12 protein-coding genes and 2 riboswitches are annotated in these 13,112 nt (G+C 73.7%); of the genes, 9 read left to right on the forward strand and 3 right to left on the reverse strand.

Translation table 11 applies throughout. The features are described 5' to 3' along the window. Positions 1-27 precede the first annotated feature (27 nt). Positions 28-648, reverse strand: coding sequence for a heme-copper oxidase subunit III (locus tag AB0D08_RS01305; RefSeq protein ID WP_033822930.1), 621 nt, complete (start codon positions 646-648; stop codon positions 28-30). Positions 649-1,084: 436 nt separating this feature from the next. Between AB0D08_RS01305 and AB0D08_RS01310 the strand changes: the two genes are divergently transcribed. From AB0D08_RS01310 to AB0D08_RS01320, 3 genes are all read left to right on the forward strand, one after another. Then, positions 1,085-1,510 carry a hypothetical protein gene (locus AB0D08_RS01310; protein ID WP_033822931.1) on the forward strand — a complete coding sequence of 142 codons (426 nt, stop codon included), beginning with the start codon at positions 1,085-1,087 and terminating at the stop codon, positions 1,508-1,510. A gap of 133 nt (positions 1,511-1,643) precedes the next feature. Further along, the gene (trpD, locus tag AB0D08_RS01315; protein ID WP_033822932.1) at positions 1,644-2,720 is read left to right on the forward strand and encodes an anthranilate phosphoribosyltransferase; all 1,077 of its coding nucleotides are present in this window, start codon (positions 1,644-1,646) and stop codon (positions 2,718-2,720) included. 111 nt (positions 2,721-2,831) lie between these two features. Continuing rightward, positions 2,832-2,949: riboswitch (SAM riboswitch) on the forward strand. 47 nt (positions 2,950-2,996) lie between these two features. Further along, entirely contained in the window at positions 2,997-4,373 is a 1,377-nt protein-coding gene (locus tag AB0D08_RS01320; RefSeq protein ID WP_359885887.1) for an aminotransferase class V-fold PLP-dependent enzyme, read from the forward strand. Between the two features lie 25 nt (positions 4,374-4,398). Here the strand turns inward: AB0D08_RS01320 and AB0D08_RS01325 are convergent, their stop codons facing one another. Continuing rightward, positions 4,399-4,677, reverse strand: a complete 279-nt coding sequence (locus AB0D08_RS01325) for an Lrp/AsnC ligand binding domain-containing protein (RefSeq protein WP_033822934.1) — start codon at positions 4,675-4,677, stop codon at positions 4,399-4,401. A gap of 42 nt (positions 4,678-4,719) precedes the next feature. Beyond that, entirely contained in the window at positions 4,720-5,502 is a 783-nt protein-coding gene (locus tag AB0D08_RS01330; RefSeq protein ID WP_359885888.1) for a rhomboid family intramembrane serine protease, read from the reverse strand. 145 nt (positions 5,503-5,647) lie between these two features. Between AB0D08_RS01330 and AB0D08_RS01335 the strand changes: the two genes are divergently transcribed. The 6 genes from AB0D08_RS01335 (at position 5,648) to AB0D08_RS01360 (ending at position 13,098) form a co-directional block, all read left to right on the forward strand. Continuing rightward, positions 5,648-5,947, forward strand: coding sequence for a hypothetical protein (locus AB0D08_RS01335; RefSeq protein WP_051813470.1), 300 nt, complete (start codon positions 5,648-5,650; stop codon positions 5,945-5,947). Positions 5,948-6,257: 310 nt separating this feature from the next. After that, complete coding sequence (locus AB0D08_RS01340; RefSeq protein WP_033822940.1) at positions 6,258-7,559, forward strand: NYN domain-containing protein; 1,302 nt, start codon at positions 6,258-6,260, stop codon at positions 7,557-7,559. A 251-nt stretch (positions 7,560-7,810) separates the two neighbouring features. Beyond that, positions 7,811-8,839, forward strand: coding sequence for a C40 family peptidase (locus AB0D08_RS01345; RefSeq protein ID WP_082526864.1), 1,029 nt, complete (start codon positions 7,811-7,813; stop codon positions 8,837-8,839). A 368-nt stretch (positions 8,840-9,207) separates the two neighbouring features. Then, positions 9,208-9,392, forward strand: a riboswitch (cyclic di-AMP (ydaO/yuaA leader). A gap of 10 nt (positions 9,393-9,402) precedes the next feature. Next, on the forward strand, positions 9,403-10,485 hold the full coding sequence (locus tag AB0D08_RS01350) for an NlpC/P60 family protein (protein WP_359885889.1): 1,083 nt from the start codon (positions 9,403-9,405) through the stop codon (positions 10,483-10,485). Positions 10,486-10,738: 253 nt separating this feature from the next. After that, positions 10,739-11,803, forward strand: a complete 1,065-nt coding sequence (locus AB0D08_RS01355; protein ID WP_033822937.1) for a C40 family peptidase — start codon at positions 10,739-10,741, stop codon at positions 11,801-11,803. A 20-nt stretch (positions 11,804-11,823) separates the two neighbouring features. Continuing rightward, positions 11,824-13,098 (forward strand): hypothetical protein, encoded by a 1,275-nt coding sequence (locus AB0D08_RS01360; protein ID WP_359885890.1) that lies wholly within the window; start codon positions 11,824-11,826, stop codon positions 13,096-13,098. The last annotated feature ends 14 nt before the right edge of the window (positions 13,099-13,112 follow it).

Below are 13,112 nucleotides of genomic sequence, written 5' to 3' on the forward strand. Positions count from 1 at the left end.
CCGGCGGCCAGCGACCTGATCAGCTGGTTACTTGATCAGGTAGATGGTCGCGAACAGGCCGATCCACACGACGTCGACGAAGTGCCAGTAGTACGACACCACGATCGCGGCGGTGGCCTGCTCGTGCGTGAACCGCTTGGCTGCGTACGTCCGTCCCAGGACCAGCAGGAAGGCGATCAGACCACCCGTCACGTGCAGACCGTGGAAGCCGGTGGTGAGGTAGAACACCGTGCCGTACGGGTCGGAGGAGAGCGAGAGCCCGTCCTTCTTCACCAGCTCGGTGTACTCGAAGATCTGACCACCGATGAAGATCGCGCCCATCACGAAGGTGATGGTGAACCACGACCGGAGCTTCTTCACGTCACCGCGCTCGGCGGCGAAGACGCCGAGCTGGCAGGTGAGGGAGGAGAGCACCAGGATCGTGGTGTTCACCGAGGAGAACGGGACGTTGAGGGCGCTCGCCTTCTCGGTCCAGAACTCCGAGCCCTTGACCGAGCGGAGCGTGAAGTACATCGCGAACAGGGCCGCGAAGAACATCAGCTCCGAGCTCAGCCAGACAATGGTTCCGACGCTGACCAGGTTCGGCCTGTTGACCGCTCCGTGCGCGTGTCCGGTTTCTGTTGCTGTTGCTGTCGCCACGACGGACATTATGTCGGTCCCTTATTCCGTCTTCACGTCGGGGGGTCTCCCTCGGAGTGTCCGGTGCGTGCGGTATGCCCCGATGGGCTCGGCCGGGCGGGGCGCGGGTGCCGCTCGCTGGGCATTGTCCGATTTCTGACGGTTGTTCGGTGGGCCCCTGACGGGTCCGGCCACCCGTCTGCTCCGCGTGTCCCCTGCCGCGCCCGGACCGGCGGGGGTGTAGCGGCAGAGCCGTCCGGGTGGTCCGCGGCGGAGAGGGTGACGCAGGTACACCCGGGAGAGTGAGTGCCGCGCGCGGCGGCTTGAGCGAGATCGCGTCAGGGGCTCACCACGACGGGTGGGCCGGAGTAGCATCCGGGGTGAACGTGGTCCGGATCACACCGGCCGCGCGGAGCCGACATGCACGACACCTATTAATGGGGACGAGCACCCGGGAGCAGGGCCCATGGCGCACACGACCGACGAGACGCTCACCGTTCTCGTCTACAGCGACGACCGCAACACCCGCGAGCAGGTGACCCTGGCACTCGGCCGCCGGCCCGCGGCCGACCTCCCGGAGATCGAGTACCTGGAGTGCGCGACCACCCCGGCGGTGCTGCGCGCCCTGGAGAAGGGCGGGGTCGACCTCTGCGTGCTGGACGGCGAGGCGGTGCCGGCCGGCGGGCTCGGCCTCGGCCGCCAGCTGAAGGATGAGATCTACGGCTGCCCGCCGGTGCTGGTGGTGATCGGACGCCCGCAGGACGCCTGGCTCGCCGCCTGGAGCCGGGCCGACGCCGCCGTCTCGCACCCGGTGGACCCGGTGGCGCTGGCCGAGGCCGCGGCCACCCTGCTGCGGGCCCGGGTGGCCCGGCGCACCCCCGCCCACCGCTGATCCGGCGGGCTCCGCCCGACCGGTCGTCTCACCAGGAGAGAAGCCGTCCGGACATTCCGGCGCGGGCGCCGCGCCGCTCGCTAGGCTGGCTCCGACCCGATGACGACGTACCGATCGAGAGCTGGAGTCAGCCATGGTGAACGTGCACCCTGCGAACGGCGGCGACGACCCCGCGCAGGTGGTCCGCACCTGGCCGGACGTCCTGAGCGCGCTGCTGAAGGGGGAGGACCTCGGCCAGGCCGACGCGGCCTGGGCGATGGACCGGATCATGACCGGCGAGGCCACCCCGGTCCAGGTGGCCGGCTTCATGGTGGCCCTGCGGGCCAAGGGCGAGACGGTCGACGAGGTCTCCGGCCTGGTCGACGCGATGTACGAGCACGCCGAGCCGCTGCACATCCCCGGCCCGGCGGTGGACATCGTCGGCACCGGCGGCGACCGGGCCAAGACCGTCAACATCTCCACCATGTCGGCGATCGTCGCGGCGGCGGCCGGGGCCAAGGTGGTCAAGCACGGCAACCGGGCCGCCTCCTCCGCCAGCGGCTCCTCGGACGTGCTGGAGCGGCTCGGCATCCGGCTGGACCTGAGCGCCCGCCGGGTCGCCGAGGTGGCCGAGGAGACCGGTCTGACCTTCTGCTTCGCGGCCAAGTTCCACCCCGCGATGCGGCACGCCGCCCAGGCCCGCCGCGACCTGGGCGTGCCGACCGCGTTCAACATCCTCGGCCCGCTCACCAACCCCGCCAAGGTCACCGCGCACGCCATCGGCTGCTTCGACACCCGGCTGGCGGGGCTGATCGCCGGCGTGCTGGCCCGCCGCGGCTCCACCGCCCTGGTCTTCCGCGGCGACGACGGCCTGGACGAGCTGACCATCTCCACCACCTCCCGGATCTGGCTGGTCAGTGGCGGCCAGGTGGCCGTGAGCGGCTTCGACCCGAGGGACGTCGGGATCGAGCCGGTCGGCCTGGAGGCGCTGCGCGGCGGCGACCCCGAGTACAACGCCGCGGTGGTCCGGCGGCTGCTGGCCGGCGAGCGCGGCCCGGTCCGCGACGCGGTCCTGCTGAACGCCGCCGCCGCGCTGGTCGCGCTGGACCTGACCGGTGCGCCGCTGGCCGAGCAGCTGGCCGCCGGCATGGAGCGGACCGCCGCCGCGATCGACTCCGGCGCGGCCGAGGCGACCCTCAAGCGCTGGGTGGAGGCGACCACCCGCGGCTGACCGTCCACCGGCGAGGGGCCCGTGGTGCCGAGGCGCCGCGGGCCCCTCGCCCGTCCGGATGCCGGAACGGTGTTTGACCACTCTCCGGAAGCTGGCCTAGAGTCCGTGCCAGGTCATGAGTGACAGCGACAAGCCCCAGCTTGCTGTCCGGCAACCCTCCGTCCGTGGCGGGGTGCCCTGGGTGAGGACCGGGCCACTCGGCGATCCGTCCGCGTGGCAAGCGCGGACTTCCGGCATCGCACTCCCGGGGTCCTTTCCCCAGGAGGAGTGCATCCCGTGACCCTTTCCACCGACCTCTGCGCCACCGGCCTCACCACCCCGCTCGCCGTCCTCGGCCACGACGTCCAGGTCCCGCTCGTCAGCGGCGAGAAGGTCACCTACGCCGCGCTCGACTACGCCGCCAGCGCCCCCGCCCTGCAGCGGGTCTGGGACGACGTCGCCGCCTACGCCCCCTACTACGGCAGCGTGCACCGCGGCGCCGGCTACCTCTCGCAGCTGTCCACCGACCTGTTCGAGCAGAGCCGCCGTACCGTCGCCGACTTCCTCGACCTGCGCGAGGGCGACCAGGTGGTCTTCACCCGGGCCACCACCGACTCGCTCAACCTGCTGGCCGCCGCGGTGCCGGCCGGCACCCGGGTGTACGCCTTCGAGACCGAGCACCACGCCTCCCTGCTGCCCTGGCGCCGGGCCGGGATCACCGTCGGCTACCTGCGGGCACCGCGCTCGCACGCCGAGGCGGTCGCCGCGCTGGAGGCCGCGCTCGCCGAGGCCGGTGACGGCCCGAAGCTGCTCTGCGTCACCGGCGCCTCCAACGTCACCGGCGAGCTGTGGCCGGTCGCCGAGCTGACCGAGGTCGCCCACCGCCACGGCGCCCGGGTCGTGCTGGACGCCGCCCAGCTCGCCCCGCACCACCGGGTCTCGGTCCGCGACCTGGACGTCGACTGGATCGCCTTCTCGGGCCACAAGCTGTACGCGCCGTTCGGCGCCGGGGTGCTGGCCGGCCGCAGCGACTGGCTGGACGCGGCCGAGCCGTACCTGGCCGGCGGCGGCGCCAGCCGGACCGTCGCCCGCGAGGCGGACGGCTCGGTGGCGGTGGAGTGGCACTCGGGCCCGTCCCGGCACGAGGCCGGCTCGCCCAACGTGATCGGCGCCTACGCCATCGCCTCCGCCTGCCGGGCGCTCACCGAGGCCGGGTTCGACGCGCTGCAGGCCCGCGAGGAGCAGCTGATCGAGCGGCTCAAGGCCGGGCTCGCCGGGATCCCCGAGGTCAAGGTGCTCAGCCTGTTCGGGACGGACGCCGCCCGGGTCGGCGTGCTCTCGTTCGTGGTGGAGGGCTGGAACAGCTCGCACTTCTCGGCCGCGCTCTCCGCCGAGTACGGGATCGGGGTGCGGGACGGCCTGTTCTGTGCGCACCCGCTGGTGCGGACCCTGCTCGGCGGGCAGGAGGCGACGCCGTCCGAGTGCGGTGCGCCCGAGGCCTCGCTGCCCGGCGAGCGCAGCCTCAATGCGATCCGGGTCAGCTTCGGCGCCGGCACCCCGGACGAGCACCTGGAGCGCTTCCTCGGCGCCGTCCGCGAGCTGGTCGCCGACGGCGCCCGGTGGACCTACCGCAACGAGGGCGGCCGCTGCGTCGCCGACACCCGCCGGCCCTGAGACCGCCGCCGCGGGCGCACCCGGGCTACTCCAGGCCGAGCGCGAACGCGGCCTCCAGGTCGTGCTGGGAGTAGGTACGGAAGGCGATGTGGGTCTCCGTGTGCTCCACCCCGGGGACCTTGTTGACCTGGCCGGGGATCACCTCGGCCAGGTCCTCGTGCTGCCGGACCCGCACCATGGCCACCAGGTCGTGGGTGCCGGTGACCGAGTAGACCTCGCTGACGCCCTCGATCGCGGCGATCGCCTCGGCGATCTCGGGGATCCGGTCGACGCTGGTCTTGATGAGGACGATCGCGGTGATCACGCTGGCTCCTGTGTGAAGGGGACGGGCCCAGCGTATCCGCCGTCAGGTGGGGCGTCTGCTGCCCCGCGCACACCAGGCCCAGGCGGACAGCCACCCGGCCGAGAAGCCGATCACGTGCACCAGGTACGCCACCCCGGAGCCGCCCGCCCGCACCGACCACCACTGCAGCGCGAACCACAGGCCCAGCACCGCCCAGGCCGGGAACCGCAGCGGCAGGAACAGCAGCACCGGCACCAGCGTGGTGACCCTGGCCCGCGGGAACAGCCGCAGGTAGGCGCCGAGCACCCCGGCGATCGCCCCGGAGGCCCCGACCAGGGCCCGGACCGCGTCCGGGGACCCGGACTCCGCGAGCGCGTAGCCGTAGGTCGCCAGGTAGCCGACCGCCAGGTAGCAGAGCAGGAAGCGGATCCGGCCGAGCCGCTCCTCCACCCCCGGGCCGAAGACGAACAGGAACAGCATGTTGCCCGCCAGGTGCAGCCAGCCCGCGTGCACGAACAGCGAGGTCAGCACCGACAGCGCCGGGCTCTTGCCGGGGTCGGGCGGCAGCGTGCAGCCGTCCGTCGCGGGTGGCAGAGCGGCCAGCTGACCGGCGGTCAGCGGGTGCCGCCCGATCAGCTCGGCCGGCACCGCGCCCCAGCGCTGCTCGTACCGCTGCTCGGCGCAGACCCGGTCGGTGCCGGTGCCGTACGCCGGGTTGAGGCCGAAGCTCGGGCCGAGCAGCAGGACCACGGCGCTCAGCGCGATCAGGCCGAAGGTGACCAGCGGCGGGCGGGTGGCCGCGGCGGCCGGCGGCGGGGGCGCCTGGTCGAGTACGGGAAGGGCCATCCGGGGAGCATTCCTCGCCGGGCCGCCCGCGACACCGGCGGCTACTGCGAGCGGGTGAGTGCCGGACCTGAGACCGGTGGCGGGGCGCGGGGGCCCAGGCAATAGGCTGGTGCGCCCGGAACCGGATCATCCGAGAGGACCGCCGATGAGCATCGCCGCCCCCACCGCCGAGACCCGCTGGCGCTGCACCCTGTGCGGCAACCTGACCCGTTTCGACGTGACGCGCTCCGCCCGGGTGGTCGAGTACCTGCACTTCGACCTGGCCGGCGAGTCGAAGGTGGAGGAGACCGAGGTGCTCAGCGAGACCCTGGAGTCGGTGCGCTGCCGCTGGTGCAACGCCGTCGACCAGGTCGAACTGGTGGCCCGTCCGGGTGCCGAGGAGGCCGCCGCCGGGACCGGTGACGCGGGCGCCGCCGACCCGGCCGGGGAGCACCCCGGCGCCTGACCCCGGGCCCCGGGCCGGCCGCCGCCGATGTGTGGCGTGCTGTCGGTGGGGCACGGTAGACGGGACAATTGCAGAGAGCGGTGAGTTCCGGGGCAGCGGCAGACGGCCGTACGGACCCCGCCGGACCAGGATCGGAGCCGAGGACGTGGTGGACGCAGCGAGGGGGCCCGCCGAGCCGCAGGGGCAGCAGCCCGCCGCGGACCCGGCGCTTCCCGGCACGGACCCGGCGGTTCCCGGCACGGACGGCAGCACGCCCTCGGCCGGGACCGCGGCCGACGAGGCGCCCGGGGCGGCCGAGGCAACCGAGCACCTGGACCGCCCGCTGCCCGAGGGTGTCCGCCGCCGGGTGGTCGGCCTGGCGGCCGACGCGCTCGGCGGCATCCCCGCCGCCGACCTGCCCGCCTCGCTGCGCCAGTACGCGAAGTTCACCCCCGCCCGGCGGGCCAAGTACGCCGGGACCGCGCTGGCCGCCGCGCTGGAGGCGGACCCGGTGTTCCGGCTGCGGATAGCCGACCGCCTCCGCCTCGGCCAGCCCGACCTGGTGCGGTCCCTGGAGTCGGGCACCGTGCCCGGCGCGGCCGACCCGATGGACGTGGCCGCCGGCGCCTACCTGCTGCGGACGGCCGGCTGGACCCGGGTGGTCGTGGAGGCCGGCGAGGAGGTCGAGCGGGCCGGGGCCGAGGGCGCCGCCGCGGAGGCCGCCCGGCTGGTCGAGAAGCTCCAGGAGGAGCTGTCCGAGGTGCGCGCCACCGCCCGGGCCGACCTGGAGCGCCAGCGGGCCGAGTCGGAGGGCGTCCGCAAGGAGGCCGAGTCGCTGCGCAAGCGGGTCCGCAGCCTGGAGAGCGACACCCGGCGGGCGCAGGCCGAGAGCCGCAAGCTGCACGGTGAGCTGGAGGCGCTGCGGGCGGCCGGGACGACCGAGCGCAGCGCGGCCGAGAGCGAGGCGCGCCGGCTGAAGCATCGGATCACTGAGCTGGAGGCCGCCGTCGAGGCCGGCCGCCGCTCCGCGCGCGAGGGCCGCAGTGTGGAGGACATGCGGCTGCGGCTGCTGCTGGACACCGTGCTGCAGTCCGCGCAGGGACTGCAGCGGGAGTTGGCGCTGCCGGTCGCGCAGCTGCGCCCGGCGGACCTGGTGGACGCGGTGGCCCCGGTCTCCGCCTCGCCGAACGACGTGGCCAGGCGCGGGCTGGCCGAGGACGACCCGGCGCTGCTGGACCAGCTGCTGGCGATCCCGCAGGTCCACCTGGTGGTGGACGGTTACAACGTGACCAAGTCCGGCTACCCGGCGCTGCCGCTGGAGCAGCAGCGGATGCGGCTGCTCGGCGGGCTGGCGATGCTGGCGCAGCGCACCCAGGCCGAGGTGACCTGCGTGTTCGACGGGCAGGACCTGGACGTTCCGGTGATGATGGCGCCGCCGCGGGGCGTGCGGGTGCGGTTCAGCCGGACCGGGGAGACCGCGGACGAGCTGATCCGCCGCCTGGTCCGGGCGGAGCCGCAAGGGCGTCCGGTGGTGGTGGTGTCCACCGACAAGGAGGTCGCGGAGGGCGTGCGCAAGGCCGGTGCGCGCCCGGTGGCCTCGGTCCTGCTGCTGAACCGGCTGGCCCGGGCGTAGCGTCCCCTTCCGGTGGGTGCGAGGGCTCCCGGGCGGGTGTCCGGGGGCTCCCGGGCGTCAATCGGGCTGAGCGCCCGTCACCCGTGCGTGGCCGGGATGTGTCGGCGGCGTGAACGGCCCTGGCGGGTAGGAAGTTCGTTCCGATAGGGGAGTGGCGCCGGAGCTTGATCTTCACTAGGGTCTGGCGTCAAACCTATATTCCGGACTTTCGCTCGTTCGGGTGAGTCCAGCAGGAAGAAGGAGCTACCCCCTTGGCCTCCCACCGCCGTCCTAAGCAGCCGAGCCGTGCGCGGGTGACCGTGCTGACCGCTGCCGCAGCGACCGCGGTCGCCCTGTCCGCCCAGGTCAGCGCCCACGCGGCGCCCGCCAAGCCGAACAAGGACGAGGTCAAGGCACAGGTCGACAAGCTGCTCGACGAGCAGGAGCAGGCCGCCGAGCGCTACAACGGCGCCAAGGAGCGGGCCGACCAGCTGCGCAAGCAGGCCGACCAGCTCCAGGACCAGGTCGCCCGCGGCCAGGGCCAGATGACCGAGCTGGCCGCCGGGCTGGCCGCGGTGGCCGGGCAGGAGTACCGCTCCGGCGGCGTGGACCCGTCGATGCAGCTGATGCTCTCCGCGGACCCGGACGGCTACCTCGCCCAGGCCTCCAGCTTCGAGCAGGCCGCCAGCACCCAGGCGGACACCCTGAAGTCGCTGAAGGACCAGCAGCGCCGGCTGGACCAGCAGAAGCAGGAGGCCGCGACCGTCCTCGCCGAGCTGGACCGCTCCACCCAGGCGCTGAACGACGCCAAGGCCGAGGTGCAGTCCAAGCTCCAGGACGCGCAGAAGCTGCTCAACCAGCTGAGCGCCGCCGACCGGGCCGCCGTGCTCGGTGACAAGGCCTCCCGCAGCGACTCCCGGTTCGACCTCAGCAACCTTCCCCCGGCCAGCGGTTACGCCGCGGCCGCGGTCGCGGCCGCGATGAGCAAGCAGGGTTCGCCGTACGTCTGGGGCGCCACCGGCCCGAGCAGCTTCGACTGCTCCGGCCTGATGGTCTGGGCCTACGCCAAGGCCGGCGTCTCGCTGCCGCGCACCTCGCAGAGCCAGGCCACGGTCGGCGTCAACGTCGGCACCAACATCGCCAACGCCCAGCCCGGCGACCTGGTCATCTACCACAGCGACGCGCACCACGTCGGGATGTACATCGGCAACGGCCTGGTGGTGCACGCCCCGCACACCGGTGACGTGGTGAAGGTGATGAAGGCCGACGCGATGCCGATCAAGACGATCCGCCGGGTCTGACTCCCTGTCCCATATCGGACATTCGGCGTCACTCGGGATCAACTGACGCCGCTACAGCTCTCCATGGACGCCCGGACGGGTCGAGATCGCGCTGTGATCTCCGACACGTCCGGGTGTCCCATTATCCGGCCATATTCGTAATACTTATCGGCCGAGCGTAGATGTACCGTCACTGTCGGTCGTAATCACAATCGAACTTAGCCAGAATTACGACTTTTTTCTGACAACGATTTGAACGGATCACGGATGGGTTACTAGGGTCATCCCACGGACCGCCGCCCAGTCGTCCATCCAACCCGGGTGGCAACGGTGGTCGCCGCCGAGTCCGAGACGCAGCTGGGCAGTTCGACTGCCCACGGGGAAGCCCCCGACGGGGGTCGCTGTCGATCGGAGCCGGGGAACCACGTTCCTCGGGGTGAATCGGCGCCAGGTCGGCCGCTGCGGCGGCGCGCGGAGGTTCGCGTGCCGGACGGGTGGCCGGTGAGGCGTCGTAGGGCGTCTCTTTCGGCCCGAACCCGTCAGCTCACCCGGTAGGCGGTGTGAGGGAGAAGGAGTCCGCCTTCGTGGCGTCCCATCGTCGTCCCAAGCCCGCCGGCCGGGCCCGTGTCTCGATCCTGACGGCTGCCGCCGCCACCGCGGTGGCGCTGTCCTCGCAGGCCGGCGCGCACGCCGACCCGGCCCCCAGCAAGGACCAGGTCAAGCAGCAGGTCGACACGCTCAACGAGCAGGCCGAGGTCAAGACCGAGGAGTACAACGCCGCGGTCGAGAAGGAGCAGGGGCTGCAGAAGCAGGTCTCCCAGCTCCAGGACCAGGTCGCGCGGCAGCAGGCCGAGGTGAGCACCATTCAGGGCAGCCTGGGTGAGATCGCCGCCGAGCAGTACCGCACCGGCGGGATCCCGCAGACCGTGCAGCTGATGCTCTCGGCCAGCCCGGACTCCTTCCTCGGCCAGGCCGGGGCGATGAACCAGGTCGGCAGCACCCAGGCCGACGTGCTGAAGTCCTTCAAGGGCGAGCAGGCCAAGCTCGACCAGCAGAAGGCCGAGGCCGAGCAGAAGCTCGCCGAGCTGGACTCCACCACCCAGCGGCTGAAGGCCGACAAGGAGGAGATCCAGGGCAAGCTGGCCCAGGCCCGGAATCTGCTCGACTCGCTCACCCAGAAGGAGCGCGACGAGCTCGCCGCGGCCGAGGCCAAGGCCGCCGCCGACGCGAAGGCCAAGGCGACCGGCGGTCAGAGCACCGAGCGGGCCTCCCGCGACGCGGCCCGCACCGACGTGGCCGTCAACGTGCCGGCCGGCTCGCACGCCGCCGCCGCCATCGCGGCCGCCCAGTCCAAGCTCGGTACGCCGTACTCCTACGGCGCGGCCGGCCCCGACAGCTTCGACTGCTCGGGCCTGATGAAGTGGGCCTACGCGCAGGCCGGCGTGTCGCTGCCGCGGACCTCGCAGGAGCAGCGCAGTGCCGGGACCAACGTCGGCACCAACATCGCCAACGCCCTGCCGGGCGACCTGATCATCTACAACAGCAGCGCCAGCCACGTCGCGCTGTACGTGGGCAACGGCCAGGTCATCCACGCCCCGCACACCGGTGCCGTGGTGCGCTACGAGACGGCGACCATGAGCCCGATCAACGCGATCGTCCGCCCCTGACGCGGTCCGTGCTGTTCGTCCGCCGGCCCGGCGCTCCCCGTGAGCGCCGGGCCGGCGTCGTCGTGCCCCGGGCCTGCGGGGCTTCGCGGCGTTGGGCCAGGTGTCCGATTAGTGGTCAAATATTCGCTACTGGAGGGGTTTGGACTAGATCGCCGTGACTCGCTAACGTCTGCCCCCGGACCTCCGCGAGGACGGCCGCCCCCGCCCGGGGCGGCGGCGGTGGCCCGGCCCGAGGAACGGGAGTCGCCGCAGCATGACCGTGCACCGCCGTCCCCAACTGCCGGGCGTCCGGCGGCTCGCCCGCGCGCTGGCCGTCACGGCCGCGACCACCACCGCCCTCGGTGTGACGGTCGCAGGCAGCGCCCGGGCGCTGCCCGGGCCGCCCGCCGAGCCGGTCGCCAAGCAGGACGTCAAGGCCCAGGTCGACCGGCTCTACGACGAGGCCGAGCAGGCCAGCCAGAGGTTCGAGGCCGCCCAGGAGTACCAGCAGCGGCTGCAGAGCGAGACCTCGGCCCTGCAGGACCAGGTCGCCACCGGCCAGGAGGACCTCAACCGGCTCCGGCAGGACCTCGCCGCACTGGCCGGCGCCGAGTACCGGGCCGGCGGGATGGACCCCGGCGTCCGGCTGATGCTCGACTCCGACCCCGACGCGTACCTGGCCGGGGCCAGGGCGCTGGACCAGGCCGCCCAGCGGCAGAACGACACCCTGCGCCTGGTGCTCGACCGCCAGCGCCGGCTCGACCAGCGCCGCTCCGAGGTCGGCGCCAAGCTCGCCGAGCTGGAGGAGGTCCGGCGCGCGCTGGCGCAGAGCAGGTCGGAGGTCCGCGGCCGGCTCGCCAAGGCCCAGCGGCTGCTGAACAGCCTCGGCTCCGCCGAGCGGGCCAGGATGGTCGCCGACGACGCCCGGGCCGCCGAGCAGCGCGCCACCCGCGGGACCGACCGGATCGACCTCGGCGACCAGCCGCCCTCCTCCGGCCGGGCCGCCGCCGCGCTGGCCGCCGCCGTGAGCAAGATCGGATCGCCGTACGTGTACGGGTCGACCGGGCCCCGTACGTTCGACTGCTCCGGTCTGATGTACTGGAGCTGGCGGCAGGCCGGAGTGACCCTGCCCCGCACCTCGCAGGCGCAGGCCTTCGCGGGGCAGCGGATCAGCCTCGGCGAAGCACGGCCCGGAGACCTCGTGATCTTCTACAACGACATGCACCACGTCGGCATGTACGCCGGCGGCGGCGTGGTCGTGCACGCGCCGTACCCGGGCGCCCGGGTCCGCTACGAGAGCGTCAACGCGATGCCCGTCTCCGGGGTGGTACGGGTCTGAGCGGCGCGCCGGAACAGCTGGTGACCAACCTGCCCCCGCGGTCCGGGGACGGGCGGCCCGTGCTGTCCCGGCGCGCCGCGCTGCTGCTGGCGGCCGGCGGCCTGGCCCAGCTCTCGCTGCCGCTGCTGCGGGCGGACGCCCGTCCCGCCGCGGCCGCCGCGCCGGGCGCCGCGCCGCTGCGCCCGGTGGTCGAGGATCTGCTCGCGCGCCGCGCGCAGGCCCTGATCGGGCTGGACCGGGCCGCGCTCGCGGCCGGGACGGCGCCCGCCGCGCAGCCGGATCAGCAGGCGGCACTGGACCGGCTCGCGCAGGTGCCGTTCGCCGCGTTGGCCTACCGGCTGACCGGCTTCACCGAGCCGCCGCCGGAGGCGGACCGGATCACCGTCACCGCCGAGCTCGACCACCGGCTGACCGGGCTGGACGACCACCCGGCGACGCTGACCCGGCGGCTGGCCCTGGTCCGGCTCGCCGACGGGTGGCGGCTGGCCGAGGACGGGCCGGTCGGCGCCCCCGCGCTGTGGGACCTCGGCACGGTCCGCGCGGTGCGCGGCGCGCACTGCCTGGTGCTCGGGCTCGCCGAGCAGGACCGGGTCGCCGAGCTGGCCGCCCGGGCGGACCGCGCGGTGCCGGACGTCGACGCGGTCTGGGGGGATGCCTGGGCCGGCCGGCTGCTGCTCGAACTCCCCGCCACCGAGGTCGACTTCGCCCGTGTGCTGGATGTCGCACCGGAGGCGTACCAGGGCATCGCCGCGGTCACGGTGGCCGCCGCGGGGGCGCCGGAGCACACCCCGGCGGACCGCATCGTGGTCAACCCGGAGGCGTACCGGGGCCTGAGCGAGCTGGGCCGGCGGGTGGTCGTCACGCACGAGGCCACCCACGTCGCCACCCGGGCCGACACCCACGCGTGGACCCCGATGTGGCTGTCCGAGGGCGTCGCCGACCACACCGCCTACCTGGGCACCGGGCGCACCGCCCGGCAGATCGCGCCGGCGCTGGCCCAGGACGTCGCGGCGGGCCGGGTGCCGACGGCGCTGCCGGCCGACGCCGCGTTCACGGCAGGCACCGAACGGATCGGGCAGGCGTACGAGCTGTCCTGGCTGGCCTGCGAGGTGCTGGCGCGGGAGTTCGGTGAGCGCGGCCTGGTCGGGTTCTACCAGGACTACGGCCGCACGGGTCGGCCCGCGTCCGGGGAGAGCCCGGACGCGGTGCTGGACCGGGTGCTGCGCGGGCGGCTGGGGATCGGCGCCGCCGACTTCACCAGGCTCTGGACGGCGGAGGCGGCCCGGCTGGCCTGACGGCCTGCGGTCCG

This window comes from Kitasatospora sp. NPDC048540 (genome assembly GCF_040651175.1).
Taxonomy (GTDB): Bacteria; Actinomycetota; Actinomycetes; order Streptomycetales; family Streptomycetaceae; genus Kitasatospora.

Excerpts from the sequence above, each read along its gene's own strand:
- AB0D08_RS01335 (WP_051813470.1), top strand. The coding sequence starts at position 5,648 with ATGAGCATCGCCGCCCCCACCGCCGAGACCCGCTGGCGCTGCACCCTG.
- AB0D08_RS01330 (WP_359885888.1), bottom strand. The coding sequence starts at position 5,502 with ATGGCCCTTCCCGTACTCGACCAGGCGCCCCCGCCGCCGGCCGCCGCG.
- AB0D08_RS01310 (WP_033822931.1), top strand. The coding sequence starts at position 1,085 with ATGGCGCACACGACCGACGAGACGCTCACCGTTCTCGTCTACAGCGAC.
- AB0D08_RS01355 (WP_033822937.1), top strand. The coding sequence starts at position 10,739 with ATGACCGTGCACCGCCGTCCCCAACTGCCGGGCGTCCGGCGGCTCGCC.
- AB0D08_RS01305 (WP_033822930.1), bottom strand. The coding sequence starts at position 648 with ATGTCCGTCGTGGCGACAGCAACAGCAACAGAAACCGGACACGCGCAC.
- trpD (WP_033822932.1), top strand. The coding sequence starts at position 1,644 with ATGGTGAACGTGCACCCTGCGAACGGCGGCGACGACCCCGCGCAGGTG.